Origin of the sequence: Marinomonas sp. NPDC078689, from assembly GCF_044542435.1 — a bacterium.
Classification (GTDB): Bacteria; Pseudomonadota; Gammaproteobacteria; order Pseudomonadales; family Marinomonadaceae; genus Marinomonas; species Marinomonas arenicola.
The window spans coordinates 622,145-638,893 of the sequence record NZ_JBITUJ010000002.1 but is presented as its reverse complement, the minus strand read 5'-3'; the positions used below and the strand labels follow the sequence as shown (position 1 = coordinate 638,893).

The following is a 16,749-nucleotide window of genomic DNA, read 5'->3' as shown; positions in this document are numbered from 1 at the left end:
GTAGTGGCTCGTAAAATCCAAGCTATTCGAGGAATGAATGACATTCTTCCAGGCCAGTCTTCTGTTTGGCAATATTTAGAAAGCACGGTTGCTGATGTTGTGAAGTCTTATGGCTACCAACAGATTCGTTTTCCGATCGTTGAAAACACCGACCTGTTTAAACGCGGTGTGGGTGAAACAACAGACATCGTTGAAAAAGAAATGTACACCTTTGAGGATCGCAATGGTGAATCGTTAACCTTGCGCCCAGAAGGAACCGCAAGTTGTGTGCGTGCAGCGGATCAAGCTGGTTTGTTGTTTAATCAAGTGCAGCGCTTGTGGTACACAGGTCCTATGTTTCGTTATGAGCGCCCGCAAAAAGGTCGCTACCGTCAGTTTCACCAAATTGGTGTTGAAGCCTTTGGTATGGCGAGTGCCGACGTTGATGCTGAACTGATTGTTTTGTCTGCGCGCTTATGGAAAAAGCTGGGGTTGTTGGAGCATGTTGAGCTGCAACTGAATACCATCGGCTTGGCGTCTGAGCGCGAAGCTTACAAAGCGGCCTTGGTTGATTACTTAACAGAGTTTAAAGATCAGCTAGACGAAGACAGTCAGCGCCGCTTAACGACGAACCCATTGCGTATTTTGGACTCTAAAGACGAAGCAACACAGGCGGTGTTGAACAACGCCCCTAGTCTTCGGGACTTTATCGGCGAAGAGTCCCAAGCGCACTTTGAACGTTTGCAAGCAATTCTGACGGCAAATGGCGTGCCTTTTGTGATTAACCATCGCTTAGTTCGCGGCCTAGATTATTATGGTAAAACGGTGTTTGAATGGGTGACTGCGCATCTTGGTGCTCAAGCAACCGTTTGTGCCGGTGGCCGTTACGATGGCTTGGTCGAACAGTTAGGGGGTAAAGCAACGCCAGCTGTGGGCTTTGCGATGGGGATTGAGCGACTAGTATTGCTACTGGAAACGCTTGAACTTATTCCTGAAGAAGCCAAAGCCTCTACGGATGTGTTTGTTGTTAGTTTGGGCGAGGACGCTGAAATTACCTCTTCTGTGCTGGCGGAGACGCTGCGCTCTGAATTAGCTGGCGTGACGGTATTGCGTCATTGTGGCGGCGGTAACTTTAAAAACCAGATGAAGAAAGCCAATAACTCAGGCGCTCGTTTGACTCTTATTTTGGGTCAAGAAGAAGTGGAGCAAGGCATTTGTCAGGTCAAAGACATGCAAACCGGTGATCAAGAATCTTGTCAGATTGCTGATATCGCGAACTGTGTGAATGCTAAATTACAGTTGAATTAAGTCTGGCGCCAGTTACGGCATCTTAAACGAGGAATAAAAAGTGTCTGAATTAAAGACTGAAGAAGAACAAATTGAAGCGTTTAAAGAGTGGTGGAAAAAGAACGGCACTGTCTTAATCATAGCGATTGCGGTTTGCGTTGGTGGCTATTTTGGTTGGCAAGCTTGGCAAAAAAGCCAAGCAGATCATTTGAGTGAAGCGTCTGCTTTGTATCAAAATATGATCGAAGCCGCGTCTGACTTGTCAAAAGAAGACAACCAAAAAACAGTCTCTTTCATTGCTAAGCAATTGACTGATGATTATAACGATACGGGTTATGCCATGTTTGGTCAGTTGTTCTCAGCTCGTTTAGATGCTCAAAAGGGCAACTACGATGCGGCCATTACGGATCTTAAAACGGCGATCAAGCAGACGGAAGACGCGTCTTTTATTGCGATAGCGAACTTACGTATTACTAAGTTACAGATTCAAAAAGAAGAGTACAGCGCTGCGCTAGCAACATTAGAGCAAGTGACCTCTTCTGAGTTTCTTGCTCAGCGTCAAGAACTTGCAGGGGATATTTACCTTAAGCAAGGTAAGCGTGATGAAGCGAGAGTGGCGTATCAAAAAGCCAGTGAAGCCTTGGGTGACAATGTTAAACACCCATTGCTAGACATTAAACTCAAGGACTTAGTCAAAGGTTGATTATGAGTAAATCGCTTGTTACTGGTGTTATATTAGCGGCTTTAATGCTCCAAGGTTGTGCCAGCTCCCGTCCTGATTTGCCTAGCCCAGCGCCCATCGACAGTGAAGTGGATTTAGACACATCATGGCGTACTGGTGTGGATGGCGATTTTGGTGAGACGAGCGAACGTTACAACTTGGTTGCACAAGATAATAGTTTATTCTTCGTTACTCGCGTCGGTTCTGTGTATCAGCTTACCCAAAAAGACGGCGATGAAGTGCTTCGTATCAAAACGAAATATAAACCCAGTGCAGGCGTAACTCGTGACGCTGATAACATCTATTTTGGTACTTATGAAGGCCAACTTGTGGCCGTTTCATTGAAGAAAAAATCGGTGGAATGGACGCAGACATTGAGTTCTGAAGTACTTTCTGAGCCGGCGTATTATGATGGTAAGTTGGCCGTGCAAACTGCCGATGGTTGGTTGAGTCTTTTGGATGCGAGCGATGGCCATGTGCTATGGCGAGCAAAAGAGGATTTGCCTGCATTGACGGTCCGTGGTACAAGTGCGCCTATTATTATTAATGGTAAGGTACTAGCTGGCTTTTCAGATGGCAAAGTCAAAGCCTTTGATCTGCAAACCGGTAAACAGGTTTGGTCTTATGACGTTGGTAAACCCGAAGGCCGTTATGAAATTGAACGCTTGAGTGATGTAGATGGTCGTTTGGTTGTCAAAGACGGTGTGGTTTATGCGGCGGCTTATAATGGCACCGTGACGGCTTTATCGTTGCAAAAAGGCAGTCCCATCTGGCAGCGTAGTATTCCTAGTGCTGTTGGTGTTGCAGTGAGAGATGACCTTCTCGTTGCGGTGGATTTGGACAGTAATGTGATCGCTTTAAACGCCAAAAATGGCTCTCAAGTGTGGGAAAACAAAACACTTGAAAAGCGAGATTTGATTACGCCTGAATTTTTTAGAAATTATGTTGCGGTGATGGATCGAGGTGGCTATGTCCATTTACTAGACCTTAAAACAGGAATAGTAAAAGGGCGTGATATCGCGAACGATGATGTTGCTCCAGGCAGTCGTATGATAGCGGATGGAAATCAGCTGTTTATATTGACGCCGGACTCAGATGTCACGGCATTGAGCTATTGAAGTCGACACGACTTCTCTTTTAGCGATTTTAAAGAGGCTGCCATTCCTAAAAGGAGTGGTGGCCGCTTTGTATTTTTATAGGTAAAAAAATGATCCCAGTTATTGCATTGGTAGGTAGACCCAATGTTGGAAAGTCGACCCTTTTTAACCGTTTGACACGTTCTCGCGATGCCTTGGTGGCCGATTATCCTGGCCTAACCCGAGACCGCAAATATGGCGATGGTAAAGCGGGTGAGCATGAATTTATTGTTATTGACACTGGTGGTATCAGTGGCGACGAACAAGGTATTGATGAAAAGATGGCGCGTCAGTCTCTTCTTGCGATAGAAGAAGCGGATGCGGTGCTCTTTTTAGTGGATGGCCGACATGGTCTTAATCCTGCCGATGAAATGATTGCAAACCACTTACGCCGCGCGAATAAGCCTATTTACCTTGTGGTCAACAAGACCGATGGTATTAATGAAGATATTGCCTTGGCAGATTTTTATTCATTAGGGCTTGGTGAATTACTGCCGATTGCGGCGGCGCACGGTAAAGGCGTTCATATCTTAATTGATAAGGTTATGTTGCCATTTGCTGAGCAAGTTGAAGAAGCAAAAAATCAAATTCAACTGGGTTCTCGTGGTATTCGTATTGGTGTGGTTGGGCGTCCTAATGTGGGCAAATCGACCTTGGTAAATCGCATGCTAGGTGAAGACCGAGTCGTGGTTTATGACATGCCAGGCACCACGCGCGACAGTGTGTACATTCCTTATATTCGTAATGAGAAAGAATACACACTGATCGATACCGCGGGCGTGCGTCGTCGTAAGCATGTGAAAGAAGCGGTTGAGAAATTCTCGATTGTGAAAACGCTGCAAGCGATTCAAGATGCCAACGTGGTGATTGTGGTGATTGATTCCCATGAAGACTTGGTTGAACAAGATCTGCATATGATTGGTTATGTGCTGGATGCCGGTCGTGGTGTGGTGATTGCCGTCAACAAATGGGATGGCTTAGCAAAAGATGAGCGCGAGCACATCAAGAGCGAAGTGGAGCGTCGTTTAGGGTTTGTTCCTTACGCAAAAGTGCATTACATCTCGGCTTTGCACGGTACTGATGTTGGTAATTTATACGATACGATCGAATCCACGTATGAGTCTTGTTACGCTAAGTGGTCTACGAACCGTTTGACTCGTATCCTTGAAGATGCGATTGCTGAGCATCAGCCTCCAATGGTCAATAGCCGTCGTATTAAGTTACGTTATGCTCACCAAGGGGGCTCAAACCCTCCACGTATTGTTGTGCATGGTAACCAAACGGACTCGCTTCCAGGCAGTTATAAAAAATACTTGGAAAACAAATTCCGTACCATACTGAATATTACCGGTACTCCGATTTCATTTGAGTTTAAGTCTTCGGAAAACCCGTACGCGCCTAAAAAATAATCTCAGATTATTGTATGGTGTTTTGAAAACCTCTTCATTTAGATGAAGGGGTTTTTTTGTTTGAGGCTGTCGCTTTTTTCGCTTTGTATCTTGGTTTTTTACCCGTAAGACTTTTGTCGTAATGGACGATTGATAGATTGCTTGAGAATAACGCATGGGGTAGTTTCTGTATTAAAGCCGATAAAAATAAAAAGGAGTGCTTTGTGACCAATCCTGTTGTGTTTGAGGTTCAGCCTTTTGCTGAGCGTTATAAGTTAGGTGTAATCCGACTTAATCATCCTTCTGCATTGAATGCTCTGAGCATGGAGATGATAGAGCAGATGCTTAGCCAGCTAGAGAGTTGGCGAATGGATCAGACGGTCGTCGCTATTTGGTTAGAAGGCGCAGGTGATAAAGCCTTTTGTGCCGGTGGTAATGTGGTTGATGTTTATCGCAGTCTTGTCACGTCTGAAGATACGCATTTTGCCCACCGTTACTTTGAAGAAGAGTACGCCCTTGATTATTTACTGCACCGTTTTCCTAAACCTATTATTTGTTGGGGAAGTGGGTATGTGATGGGCGGTGGTATGGGGCTAATGATGGCCTCTCGTTATCGTGTGGTAACACCATCCAGCAAGTTAGCCATGCCTGAAATTAGCATTGGTTTGTACCCTGACGTAGGGGCCAGTTACTTCTTAAATCAGCTGGAAAGCAAGGAAATAGCGCGTTTTATGGCGCTAACCGGGTATCAGGTCTCTGCCACGGATGCGTGTGAGCTCGGTTTGGCAACGCATTACATTATGGCAGAAGATCGCGATGCTTTGATCGCGTCGTTTGCTAACGCCAGCATGGTGGAATTGGACCCCAAAAAGGTCACGTCTATTATTGAACAGGCGTTGTTCACTCGCGCCCAATCCGATGAGTTACCCTTGCTCAAACCTGAGCTAACGGCACTGCAACCGACGGTAATGACATTAATGTCAGGGGACATTGAGAACGTTTATGCTGCTATGTTGTCCTATTCACCAGAATGTCCGGCAATGATAAAAGCGAAAGAAAACTTTTTGAATGGCAGCCCCTTATCCGCCCATTTGATATTGGCGCAATTGGATTGGGCTCACGGCAAAAGTTTAGAATCCGTTTTTATGCGCGAGCTTCAGTTGTCTGTTGCCTGCTGTGCTCAAGGGGATTTTAAAGAAGGTGTGCGAGCCTTATTGGTTGATAAAGACAAGCAACCAAAATGGCAATATGGACGTATTTCAGACGTACCAAAAGAGCGAGTGATGGACTTCTTTAAGGTTGAGGAGCCGTCTTTTCCGCCGCACTGAGTGCGTTGTTGGCGTGCTTTTGTTTTGCTTTAAAATCGTTCAAGGCAAGCGTTAAAGCGTCAATCGCGACTTGATTGTCTATCTTGTTGTCTTCAAGTAAAGCAATTAAATCAATGGCCAGTTTTATGTGTGTAGGTGCGTTTTCTAAAGACATAATGTTTCCGTATAAAAAGTGTCGTATTTAGGGTGTAAAAATAGAGATCTGAATCAATATTATTTGTTAGGATTAGATAGGTTTACCCATTTTAACCTATTGTCGAAGATATAATGATCGGCGGCAAGAGACTTAGAGTCGCCTAGGATAGAGATAAAATGATGCTTAATGAAACCGGTGTAATAACAAACGAATTTTGGTTGGACCGTTGGAAATCGGGACGAATTGGCTTTCATAAAGAAGGTGTGAATCCTCGACTGGTTGGCTATTGGCCTGACTTGCCAAAAGGCAGTCATGTGTTGGTTCCTTTGTGTGGCAAATCAAACGACATGATTTGGCTAGCAGAGCAGGGCTATCAAGTGACTGGGGTTGAACTCTCTTCTTTGGCTGTGGTGCAATTTCTTGGTGACAACGATTTAGTGTATAACACTCATGAAGAAGGTGACCTGAAAATCCATACGGTGGAAGGGCTTTCTTTAAGAATCGTTGAAGGGGATTTTTTCACCTTTAAAGAAACAGGTTTTGACGCCTGTTATGACCGCGCGGCTATGGTGGCTATGCCATCGAATCGACGAGCTGAATACGTTTCTCATGCGCTTTCATTACTTGCGCCGTCGGCCTTCGTATTACTGATTTCACTGCGCTATGATGGTGATAAACAGGGGCCGCCATTTTCTGTTACGCATGAAGAAATTAACCAGATGTGGGGCGATAAAATTCAAAAAATTGCCTCTGAAGATCTTGTGCAAACCAATGCGCAATACAAAGATCAAGGGCACAGTTTCTTTGAAGAGAGTGTTTGGCATATCGTCCCTGCTTAAGCTCTTCTGATCAGCTTTACATATTGGCTCTGTATACCGGAGGTCTTTTCTGGGATAATGCCGGAAAATTCCCCCGATAACCTATGTATCTTCGTAACGCACATTTCGTGATGTCATCGTGGTTACGTCGATACCAAGAGCTGCCAATGATAAAACGACATAAAACCGCCACCGATCTATTCTCATATCCAACGTATTGGGCTGAATGTTACGGTGTTTCCCCTTTTTTGCCGACCACCCGAGAAGAAATGGACCAGCTTGGCTGGGACAGCTGTGATGTGATTATTGTCACTGGGGATGCCTATGTGGATCACCCAAGTTTTGGTATGGCCGTGTTGGGGCGTTTATTAGAGTCTAAAGGCTATCGTGTCGGCATTATTGATCAACCAGATTGGCGTAATGCCAATGATTTCATGCGCTTGGGCCGTCCTAATTTGTATTTTGGGGTAACGGCGGGGAACATGGATTCCTTGATTAACCGTTATACCGCAGACCTTAAAGTGCGTAACGACGACGCTTACACACCTTATGGTGTGGGGGGCAAACGTCCAGATCGCGCTGTCATTGTTTATTCTCAACGTTGTAAAGAAGCCTTCCATGACGTGCCTGTGATGGTCGGTGGTATTGAAGCGAGTTTGCGTCGTATTGCTCAGTATGACTATTGGAGCGATGAAGTTCGACGTTCGGTTTTGATAGACTCCACCGCCGATATTTTACTTTATGGTAATGCGGAACGCGCCATGCTGGAAGTTACTCATCAAATCGCGATGGGTAAAACGATCAAAGAATTAACCAATATTCGTGGCACCACCATTGTTCGAGATGCACCGCCAGGTGGTTACACAGAAATTGACTCAACCCGAGTAGATTGGCCTGGCAAGGTCGACCAAATATACAGCCCTTACGAATACATTCCTGAAGGCAAATGCCAGACAAAAGAGGGCGAAGAAGACTCTGATGTCATGCCTATTCGAGTGATTCCTGCGCCATTACGTCGCGGTGAGAAACTGGACCCTGAAACCACTTATATTCGCTTGCCTTCGTTTGAAAAGGTCTCTAAAGACCCTGTTTTGTATGCGCATACTTCACGTATTTTGCACCTGGAATCTAACCCGCATAATGCGCGAGCTTTGATTCAAAAACATGGTAAAAAAGAGATTTGGGTTAATCCGCCACCAATTCCATTGGAAACACCGGAAATGGATGGTGTCTTTGATCTGCCTTATGCGCGTGTGCCACATCCAAAATACAAAAAAGCGCGTATTCCTGCCTACGACATGATCAAAACGTCGATTAATATTATGCGAGGCTGTTTTGGTGGCTGTACTTTTTGTTCGATTACCGAGCACGAAGGGCGGGTTATTCAGAGTCGTTCCCATGAATCTATCTTAAATGAGATAGAAGAAATCAAAGCTAAGGTGCCAGGCTTTACCGGTCATATTTCTGACTTAGGTGGTCCTACCTCGAATATGTACACTCTGAACTGTAACGACGATGAGGTTCAGGCTTCTTGTCGTAAGTTATCCTGTGTGTATCCTACGATTTGCTCTAACTTAAATACAGACCATAGCCCAACCACCCAGCTATATCGTAAAACGCGTGCCGTAGAAGGGATTCATACCGTTTCTATTGCCTCAGGTCTACGCTATGACCTAGCGGTTGAAGACCCTGAGTACGTACGTGAGTTGGTGACGCATCACGTTGGTGGTTTGTTAAAAATTGCCCCAGAGCACTCTGAAAAAGACACCTTGTCTAAAATGATGAAGCCGGGCATGGGCACCTACGAGCGTTTCAAGCGGATGTTTGATAAATACTCTAAAGAAGCGGGCAAAAAACAGCATTTGATTCCGTACTTTATTGCGGCTCACCCGGGCAGTTCAGATGAAGACATGATGAATTTGGCTTTGTGGTTGAAAACCAATGATTTCAAACCGGATCAGGTACAAACCTTTTACCCTTCACCTATGTCGTTGGCGACGGCCATGTACCATTCTGGTAAGAACCCATTGAAACCGGTGACTTATAAGAGTGAAGACGTTTATACGCCGAAAGACTATAAACAGCGCACCGTACAAAAAGGCTTTTTACGCTACCACGACCAGAACAACTGGAAAGATTTGCGTAATACCTTGATCAAAATGGGACGCGCAGATTTGATCGGTAATGGCGACAATAAGTTGGTGCCATCGGAAGACAAAGACAAACAAGTGTCGCGTCGTCCAGTGAAGCCAAAAGCAGGGCAGCAGACCGGGGCTTCTCATACCTCGAATCGTCCAACAATGGCGAAGAATGCGGCGGCGGATAAAGCGCGTAAAAAGTCTGGTAAAGCGGGAGGCAGTGCGTCCTCTCGAGCAGGGGGCGCGCCAACAAACGCTGCTGCAGTTCCCGCTAAACGTCGTAAATCCAAGGTTAAATCTCGCTAAGAAAAACCAAGATAGGTGAGTCTAAAACCTCGTAGTGCTCGGTCATTACGAGGTTTTTTATTGTCTGAAATGCACTGATAGTGAGCGTGTAAAAGGTAAAAAGTCATAAAGCGAGCACAGCGGATGATAAACACCCCAGTTTATGGATAATACAGTCCATCAAATTTGGTATGTGTTATGCATACGTTGCAGAAACGCTGGGTTACTATTTAATCTGCGTTAACCGCTTCCACAAGAAGCGAACGACAGCTATTCCGTCATTAATCAAAAGTTAATGCGGGCATTGAGGACTTATTATGAACGTAACACACCGTTGGCTTTCTATTTTTGAAGGCTGTGTATTGGTTGCTTTAGGCATACACATTCTGAACTCAGCCGGTCTACTGATTAGTGGCACTGCTGGAATCGGTATGATACTGAGACAGCTAACCGACCTTTCTTTTGGGCAGTTATTCTTTTTGCTCAACATCCCTTTTTATCTGCTTGCTTGGCGTACTTTAGGTCGAGACTTTACCGTTAACACCTTTATCAGTATTAGCTTGTTGTCGATTTTCTCTGAGTTAATGAAACACTTTGTTTCGATTGATATGAACCCTATTTTATCGGGTACCTTAGGGGGATTATTGGTGGGTTTTGGGCTTATTATTTTATTCCGACATAACGCCTCTTTAGGTGGATTGAATATTCTCTCTGTGTATTTAGAGCGACGCTATGGGATTCATGCCAGCAAGACCACACTAGTGGCTGACTTATTGGTTTTTGCGGTGGCGATAGTGACATTAAAAGCGGAAAGCATAGGCTACTCTTTGCTTGCCTTTGCTTTTTTAAGTTCAGTGGTAGGGCGCTACCATCGACCACCCAAATGGGCGCACGCCAAAGAAATCAAAGCGGCTTAATTGGTGGTTCACCAGTTGGTAGAGGCAAACAAGCCAATAAGAGGCCGTCTTATTGGCTTAAAGATTGACGCTAAGTACTGACTCATGTGCGTTGGCTTACTTCATATTGATTAATGTGAATGCTGATGAGAATGGCCTTTGTTCATTTTCATCATCATCTGCTTCGTTAATGAAACAACCATGAGAAACGCAAGAATGACGCCGGTTGATAGGGTAACCCAACTAGGCAATAGCGTGAGCTCAGGACCAATTTGAGGCACCACTGAAATATCAAATTTAGTCACCAGAAAATCGACTAAAAAACCGAACAATAACCCACCGCCTAATACCCCTGTTAAATACCCTACTAAGGCTTTCTTGCCTAACTCTTTTGCGACAACACCTAAGGTGGCAATGTTGGTAGCAGGCCCTGCCATCATAAAAACGAGGACGGGTCCTGGTGCCACACCGGCTAATAAAAGACCCGCTGCGATGGGGGTCGATGCGGTCGCACAGATATACATGGGGATGGATATCAGCACCATAACAAGCATGGCCAATAAGCCATTCCCCCATGACGCTAGAAAGTCATCAGGAATGTAGGTTTGCACTAGGGCCGCAAACCCCAAACCAACCAATAACCAAAGGGCGGTATCGTCTAATAGCTCTGTGGCAGCATAGTGGAGGCTTGAGCGAATTTTAGCCGTGATGCTTGCAGACTTTACTGGCGCATCATTTGTTGAGCAGCAGGACGCTTCAGCTGTGCTGGTTGTGCCGCAGCACGATGGCTCTGCGGGTGTGCTGGTAGCACAGCACGAGCTCGTTTCCTTGGCATTCACTTGCGTTGCCGACTTTGTGTTAGGGACGCCATCATCGTCATCTCGGCCCACCAATAACCCTGCCAGAATGGCACTAAAAACGGCGGCGATAGGGCGAATAATGGCCATAAAAGGCCCTAGTAAAACGTAGGATACGGTAATGGAGTCGACCCCAGTTTCAGGCGTGGACACCAAAAAAGACGTGGTAGATGCTTTGGAAGCGCCCGCACGGCGTAAGCCCACCGCGGCGGGAATAACACCACAAGAGCACAGTGGCAATGGTGCGCCAAAGACGGCGGCTTTAACGACGGATTTTAGGCCGTGTCCACCGAGTTGCTTGTTCATCCAGCTCATTGGAACAAACACCTTGAGCAGGCCGGCCAAGATGAACCCTAGGAGTAGCCAGGGAGCAGATTCCAAAAAAAGTTCCGCAAAATGAGTTAAGAAGGCCATGGTATTCACTCCTTTAGACAGTGATGATGTTCTGGTTGAACGTTATGAACATCAGATTCCAGTGCTTCGAGTATGGTGCACTGAGCCGCGCTTCCAGGGCCGCCACAGCAGGCATCAGACAGCTGTTTTAATGATTGTTGGAAGTGGTTAAGTTCGGCGATTTTTCTTTCAACTTCTTCAAGTTTAGCATCGACCACTATTTTGACATCGGCACAGGCGTTGTTGTCTTTATCGACCTCGATAGAAAGCAGCTCATGGATATCCGCTAAGCTAAAGCCAACGGTTTTGGCGCGAAGGATAAAAGACAATGTTTTTTTGTCTTGCTCGGTATACAGCCGATAGCCTGAATCAGAACGCTTTGATGGCGTTAATAGGCCATGCTTTTCATAAAATCTGAGCGTATCACTTTTTACCTTGAAGTCGTTTGCCAGCTCGCCAATACGGTACATGCTTTTCTCTCTTGAATGATAGTTAAGACAAGTATAAACCTTGGATGTTAGTCCAAGGTCAAGGTTTTGGTGATGTATTCTGATGAGATTGAAGATAGAGGCTAAAGTAGGATAGAAATTCATAGTAAAACAAGGGTAGACTCTAAGATGTTGTTTAAAAAACACACATTGGTGATTTTGTAACAGGTGTGGCACTCTATTTGAACCAATTAAGGAAGGCATAACGGAGCATGAAGCAAATACCCACAGTATTGATTGTCGATGACGTACCTGAGAATTTGCGGGTATTAAATGACGTTATCTCGGCATTAGACTGCCAGGTTGTCGTGGCCAATTCAGGAGAGCGTGCATTGGCTTTGTTGGAGCGAACTGAGCCTTGCCTTGTCCTTTTAGACGTTATGATGGGTGGGATTGATGGTTTTGAAACCTGCCGCCAAATAAGAGCCAATGCCAAGTTTAAAGATCTCCCTGTGGTGTTTGTTACCGCCTTAGTAGACGATATTAGTCGTGGCTTCGATGCGGGAGGAAACGATTACATAACGAAGCCTATTCGTGTTGAAGAAGTACGCTCGCGTGTTGCTCATCAGTTGGAGCGTTTCAATTTGACGAATGAGCTAAAAGACTTGAACCTTATGTTGGAAGAAAAGGTTCGGGATCGCACCGCCGACTTAAATCTAGCCAATCGTCATTTACGCAAAGAAGTGAATGAGCGGCGCTATATGCAAGACCGCTTGAACTATCTTGCCCAGCATGACTTTGTCACTCAGCTTTATAATCGCGACGCATTAGACGAGCATATTACCCACCTTATTTCCGGTGTTCAGTCCAAAACGAACGCCCACGTTCCTTACTTTGTGTTAATCGACATTAATGAGTTCCATCTGATTAATGATGCCTGTGGCTGTATAGCAGGCGATGAATTGTTGCATCAACTTGCCACTGTTATTAATGACTTATGCTCTCCCCAGCGAGATTTTTGTACGCGTTTGAGTGGCGATAAATTTGCCATCGCCGTTGGGCGAGGAGGCGCCGAAGCCGTTGAGTCGCTCTTCCGTATCATGAATCAGCGTATTGAAGACTTTGTTTTTGTTTGGGATGGTCGTCAATTTAGAACATCCCTGACGAAAATTGCGATCCCCATTACCGTCGATATGGTGTCTTTTGAGCAAGTGATCATGTTGGCGGACGAAGTGAGTTACTCCTGCAAGAAAAGCGGTATTTATTCACGCATTGTGGAGAACGCAGACGCCCTTGCTTATGAAGAGCGTAGAGGCAATTTGAATTGGGGGCTGCGTATTATTGATGGCCTTGAGAAAGATCTGTTTGAGGTGCATTTTCAGCAGCTGTTTCCACTGACAGAAACAAGGACGCTTGGCAAAAAAATTGAAATTCTAGTTCGTTTGAGAGACGAGAAAACGGGGAAACTGCTTTATCCGAATGACTTTATTCGCGCAGCGGAGCGCTTTGGCATCATCTCCAAAATAGACCGTTGGGTCATCAGCCATACCATGCAACAGCTGGCAGAAAGGCCGCACCTATGGGAAGAAGTCAGCCAGGTGGCTCTGAATGTGTCTGCGTTGTCGGTTCGTGAAGCGGATTTTGCAGATTTTATTGTCGCACAACTGGAAAAATACCAGCTTGATGGCCAGAAGTTTTGTTTTGAAATCACAGAAACTGAAGCGCTGAATAACTTTGTAGATACGCGTCACTTTATGTCTCTATTGCATGAGTGCGGCTGCAGTATTGCGCTGGATGATTTTGGAACGGGCTTTTCTTCGTATGCCTACTTGATGGATTTGCCCTTCGACTTGATCAAAATTGATGGGTTGTTTGTCAAAGACATGCACGTGAACGCAATACACCACGGTATGGTGGACTCCATTGTCAAGCTGGCCAAAATGCTTGATAAACCTGTGGTCGCTGAGTTTGTTGAAAACCAAGACATTGTTTTGCAGTTACAGGCATTAGGGGTGGAGTGGGGACAAGGTTACCACTTTCATAAACCTGAAAAACTGTAAACCAAGATACGCCCCCTTAACACTGTGTTTCCAAAGGGACGTGTTTCTCTAAGAAGAGAAGCACAGGAGGAGGCGTGTTGCGCCTCCCTGCGTTCGAATCGCTAAGGAATCCGATTATGCCGTCTGGAACCTCGACCATTGTTAGTATATTGATCTTTTTGTTTATCGGAACCGCTGCGCTTCTGGTGATTTTTCAGCTGGTGTTTCTTATTCGCTTTAAGCATTTGCAACGACGCTATTCTAAAGCCATTTTGGCCACCAAAGCGGGTGTCTGGGAATGGTTTCCACAAAGTAAAAAGTTTTATATTTCCTCTGAGTTTTTTGCCCAATTTGGTTTTTGGGAAGAAAACGTGCCAAACAATATTCAAGACTGGCTCGCCTACCTCAAGAAAGAAGATCGCCCCGACTTTGATGAATGGTCGGCGGCCATTTTGACGCAACAGATAAACCAAACAACGCCTCAGTCACTGCGTTTTCGTGTCGACGATATAAACGGTGAGAGCCAGTGGCTTGAAATGCGTGGCAGCGTGACTCGCTGGGACAGCCGTCGGCGCGTGCAGTGCATTGTTGGCACCTTGGAGCAAGTTAATCACCTTGTTGCCACAGAAAAAGAATTGATTTCGGCTCGTGAGAATGCCCGCCGGCGCGAATTAATTCTCTCATCCTTACTGAATAATATCCCCGACCCTGTGTGGTCAAAAGATCAGGATGGTCATTACTTAGACTGTAATGATGCTTTCTCGACGTTTAATAATTTACAGCGCGATCAGGTAAAAGGAAAAACCGATCAAGAGCTTAACCTCGATGGCAATGGCCAATATTATCAAGACCGAGACAATCAGGCTTTGCAGCGTGGAGAAACCCTACATGAGCATTGTTGGGGGACAGCCGCAGACGGCAGCGGTCAACGCTTGTTTGAAGTCTATCGTGTGCCAATCGAAGAGCCTTCATTGAATTTTAAAGGCGTATTGGGGATCGCAAGAGACATTACAGAGCGCAACTCACTCATCAGTGAGCTAAAGCTTTTTAAAAGCTTTGCGGATAACTCTGCCCAAGGGTTTGGTATGGCAACGTTAAACGGGGACATGTCTTATCTGAACAAAAAAATGCGTGATTTGCTTTGCGTTAGTGACGATGTGCCGCTTAAAGATCTCAACTACCTCGCATTTTATCCGTCTAAAAGTCAGCAATTTTTAACCAACACCGTGATTCCTTATGTCAAAGAGCACGGCGTCTGGGAGGGGGAACTGCAAGCGCAGAGTATGGATGGGCGGGTGTTTGAAACCTATGAAACCTACTTTATTTTACGCAACGACGAAGGCGACGCTATTTCTTTTGGCGATATCATGAGCGACATCAGTGACCAAAAGAACGTCTCCGCTCAATTGGAGAATGCAAAACAGGCCGCAGAGCAAGCCAGCCAGGCGAAAAGTAACTTCTTGGCAAATATGAGTCACGAAATCCGCACCCCGCTGAATGCCATTATTGGCTACGCACAACTGATCCGAGAAGACATGACCCTAACTGGTGTCGCAAAGACGCGCTTTCAAGCCATTGAAGGAGCCGGTGAACGTTTACTGGCCTTGATCAACGACATTTTAGACATTGCCCGAATCGAATCCGGCCGCATGGTGTTGCACTGCCAGAAAGTCAGTTTGCGAAAAGAAATACTGCAGGTGGTTAAGTTGCTTCAAGGGCAGGCACAAAAAAAAGGCTTGCAGCTTAGTGCCGATCTAGACATGCCGGCTGAATTATTGGTGTGGATTGACCCTGTTAAATTTCATCAAGTACTGACTAATTTGGTCGGCAATGCCGTGAAATTTACTGCGACAGGTTCCGTGACAGTAACGAGCCATTATGAAGACGATTTACTTGAGTTAGTTATCTCAGACACAGGCCCAGGAATTGATAATACGCAAATGGACAGCCTATTTACGCCATTTGTTCAGGGGGAGGCAGGTCAGCGCGAAGGTGGTACAGGCCTTGGGTTGGCGTTGTCTCATACCCTCGTAAAGTTAATGGGCGGATCGCTTGCTATTCAGAGCCCTCCTTCTGGTGGAACCCGTGTTACTGTGATGATGCCGATTTCAGACATGACAGAAGAAGTGACCCTTGAATACTCTGCTTTTGAAGCCGGTTCCCATAGTCGCCTAAGTCACCCTATTAGTGTGCTGGTGGCCGAAGACGATGACTGGTCTAGGGATATTTTAGTGTCTTTACTGGAGAAGGCGGGTTGCCAAATTATTGAGGCAGAAGACGGAGAAATCGCCATTGAACGCTTTAAGAAATATCGCCCTGAAATGGTAATGACCGACATCCGTATGCCAAACAAAAGTGGCCGAGATCTATTGAAGGCGATTCAAGATTTGGACCCAGATAACAAGATTCCTGTCATCGCGGTGACGGCTTCCACCATGACTCACGAATTAGCCGAGTTGAAAAAAGACGGTTTTTGGCAGGTAATAGCCAAGCCATATAAAGTGGAAGAAGTGTATGAGGCGTTGGTGTCCCATATGGATGTCCGATTTGTGCCCATATTTGATGACCATAAAGAGGCCGCATTAGCGTCTTCTTTGTCGAAAACAGCCGAGTGCCAACAAGCGGTGATGGCGGATCAAGACTGGCAGGAAATCTATCGGGCTGCGAAAAGTGGGGATATCAATAAGACCAACGAAGTAGTACAGCGACTTAGTGAGCAACTGCCTGCTTCACAACGGCGGGATATCACACAAGCGCTCGATACTTTTGACTTGGAGTTAGTCGAGCAACTGATTGTAGATTTTCATCCAGACGTTCTTCTTTCTGGCGGGGATTCATCGCAGCTTTAATATGTTTTTGATTCATGTTTAGTGCCGCGCTTTGAGTTTGACATAACGCAAGGCCACGGATAAGGTTCAAG

Annotated in this window: 13 protein-coding genes; 10 read left to right on the top strand and 3 right to left on the bottom strand. The window is 45.7% G+C overall.

What is annotated here, in order from left to right:
* Nucleotides 1-3 precede the first annotated feature (3 nt).
* The 5 genes from hisS (at nucleotide 4) to ACIGBN_RS06025 (ending at nucleotide 5,839) form a co-directional block, all read left to right on the top strand.
* Nucleotides 4-1,287, top strand: coding sequence for a histidine--tRNA ligase (hisS, locus tag ACIGBN_RS06045; RefSeq protein ID WP_133002802.1), 1,284 nt, complete (start codon nucleotides 4-6; stop codon nucleotides 1,285-1,287).
* Nucleotides 1,288-1,327: 40 nt separating this feature from the next.
* Nucleotides 1,328-1,969 carry a tetratricopeptide repeat protein gene (locus ACIGBN_RS06040; RefSeq protein ID WP_133002803.1) on the top strand — a complete coding sequence of 214 codons (642 nt, stop codon included), beginning with the start codon at nucleotides 1,328-1,330 and terminating at the stop codon, nucleotides 1,967-1,969.
* 2 nt (nucleotides 1,970-1,971) lie between these two features.
* A complete protein-coding gene (bamB, locus tag ACIGBN_RS06035; protein WP_396664247.1) occupies nucleotides 1,972-3,105 on the top strand; it encodes an outer membrane protein assembly factor BamB in 1,134 nt (377 codons plus the stop codon).
* Nucleotides 3,106-3,194: 89 nt separating this feature from the next.
* Nucleotides 3,195-4,532 carry a ribosome biogenesis GTPase Der gene (der, locus tag ACIGBN_RS06030; RefSeq protein WP_133002805.1) on the top strand — a complete coding sequence of 446 codons (1,338 nt, stop codon included), beginning with the start codon at nucleotides 3,195-3,197 and terminating at the stop codon, nucleotides 4,530-4,532.
* A 203-nt stretch (nucleotides 4,533-4,735) separates the two neighbouring features.
* The gene (locus tag ACIGBN_RS06025) at nucleotides 4,736-5,839 is read left to right on the top strand and encodes an enoyl-CoA hydratase/isomerase family protein (protein WP_396664244.1); all 1,104 of its coding nucleotides are present in this window, start codon (nucleotides 4,736-4,738) and stop codon (nucleotides 5,837-5,839) included.
* Here the strand turns inward: ACIGBN_RS06025 and ACIGBN_RS06020 are convergent.
* Nucleotides 5,805-5,993 (bottom strand): DUF2496 domain-containing protein, encoded by a 189-nt coding sequence (locus ACIGBN_RS06020; RefSeq protein ID WP_396664242.1) that lies wholly within the window; start codon nucleotides 5,991-5,993, stop codon nucleotides 5,805-5,807. The genes ACIGBN_RS06025 and ACIGBN_RS06020 overlap by 35 nt on opposite strands.
* Nucleotides 5,994-6,151: 158 nt before the next feature.
* On the opposite strand from ACIGBN_RS06020, the gene ACIGBN_RS06015 reads away from it, so the two are divergent.
* The 3 genes from ACIGBN_RS06015 (at nucleotide 6,152) to ACIGBN_RS06005 (ending at nucleotide 10,133) form a co-directional block, all read left to right on the top strand.
* A complete protein-coding gene (locus ACIGBN_RS06015) occupies nucleotides 6,152-6,814 on the top strand; it encodes a thiopurine S-methyltransferase (RefSeq protein ID WP_396664240.1) in 663 nt (220 codons plus the stop codon).
* 146 nt (nucleotides 6,815-6,960) lie between these two features.
* Complete coding sequence (locus tag ACIGBN_RS06010; protein WP_396664238.1) at nucleotides 6,961-9,237, top strand: YgiQ family radical SAM protein; 2,277 nt, start codon at nucleotides 6,961-6,963, stop codon at nucleotides 9,235-9,237.
* 296 nt (nucleotides 9,238-9,533) lie between these two features.
* Nucleotides 9,534-10,133 carry a YitT family protein gene (locus tag ACIGBN_RS06005; protein ID WP_396664236.1) on the top strand — a complete coding sequence of 200 codons (600 nt, stop codon included), beginning with the start codon at nucleotides 9,534-9,536 and terminating at the stop codon, nucleotides 10,131-10,133.
* 110 nt (nucleotides 10,134-10,243) lie between these two features.
* On the opposite strand, the gene ACIGBN_RS06000 is transcribed toward ACIGBN_RS06005, so the two are convergent.
* Nucleotides 10,244-11,383: an SO_0444 family Cu/Zn efflux transporter gene (locus tag ACIGBN_RS06000; protein WP_396664234.1), complete on the bottom strand. Its 1,140-nt coding sequence runs from the start codon at nucleotides 11,381-11,383 to the stop codon at nucleotides 10,244-10,246.
* A 5-nt stretch (nucleotides 11,384-11,388) separates the two neighbouring features.
* Entirely contained in the window at nucleotides 11,389-11,832 is a 444-nt protein-coding gene (zntR, locus tag ACIGBN_RS05995) for a Zn(2+)-responsive transcriptional regulator (RefSeq protein ID WP_133002811.1), read from the bottom strand.
* A 230-nt stretch (nucleotides 11,833-12,062) separates the two neighbouring features.
* Here zntR and ACIGBN_RS05990 point away from each other — a divergent pair, with 230 nt between their 5' ends.
* Complete coding sequence (locus ACIGBN_RS05990; protein ID WP_396664231.1) at nucleotides 12,063-13,850, top strand: EAL domain-containing protein; 1,788 nt, start codon at nucleotides 12,063-12,065, stop codon at nucleotides 13,848-13,850.
* Nucleotides 13,851-13,966: 116 nt separating this feature from the next.
* A complete protein-coding gene (locus ACIGBN_RS05985; RefSeq protein WP_396664229.1) occupies nucleotides 13,967-16,678 on the top strand; it encodes an ATP-binding protein in 2,712 nt (903 codons plus the stop codon).
* Nucleotides 16,679-16,749: the final 71 nt, after the last annotated feature.

What these genes read in the sequence shown, in the direction of transcription:
- bamB (WP_396664247.1), top strand. Translation starts at nt 1,972, where the DNA reads ATGAGTAAATCGCTTGTTACTGGTGTTATATTAGCGGCTTTAATGCTC.
- der (WP_133002805.1), top strand. Translation starts at nt 3,195, where the DNA reads ATGATCCCAGTTATTGCATTGGTAGGTAGACCCAATGTTGGAAAGTCG.
- ACIGBN_RS06020 (WP_396664242.1), bottom strand. Translation starts at nt 5,993, where the DNA reads ATGTCTTTAGAAAACGCACCTACACACATAAAACTGGCCATTGATTTA.
- ACIGBN_RS06015 (WP_396664240.1), top strand. Translation starts at nt 6,152, where the DNA reads ATGATGCTTAATGAAACCGGTGTAATAACAAACGAATTTTGGTTGGAC.
- ACIGBN_RS06010 (WP_396664238.1), top strand. Translation starts at nt 6,961, where the DNA reads ATGATAAAACGACATAAAACCGCCACCGATCTATTCTCATATCCAACG.
- ACIGBN_RS06005 (WP_396664236.1), top strand. Translation starts at nt 9,534, where the DNA reads ATGAACGTAACACACCGTTGGCTTTCTATTTTTGAAGGCTGTGTATTG.
- ACIGBN_RS06000 (WP_396664234.1), bottom strand. Translation starts at nt 11,383, where the DNA reads ATGGCCTTCTTAACTCATTTTGCGGAACTTTTTTTGGAATCTGCTCCC.
- zntR (WP_133002811.1), bottom strand. Translation starts at nt 11,832, where the DNA reads ATGTACCGTATTGGCGAGCTGGCAAACGACTTCAAGGTAAAAAGTGAT.
- ACIGBN_RS05990 (WP_396664231.1), top strand. Translation starts at nt 12,063, where the DNA reads ATGAAGCAAATACCCACAGTATTGATTGTCGATGACGTACCTGAGAAT.
- ACIGBN_RS05985 (WP_396664229.1), top strand. Translation starts at nt 13,967, where the DNA reads ATGCCGTCTGGAACCTCGACCATTGTTAGTATATTGATCTTTTTGTTT.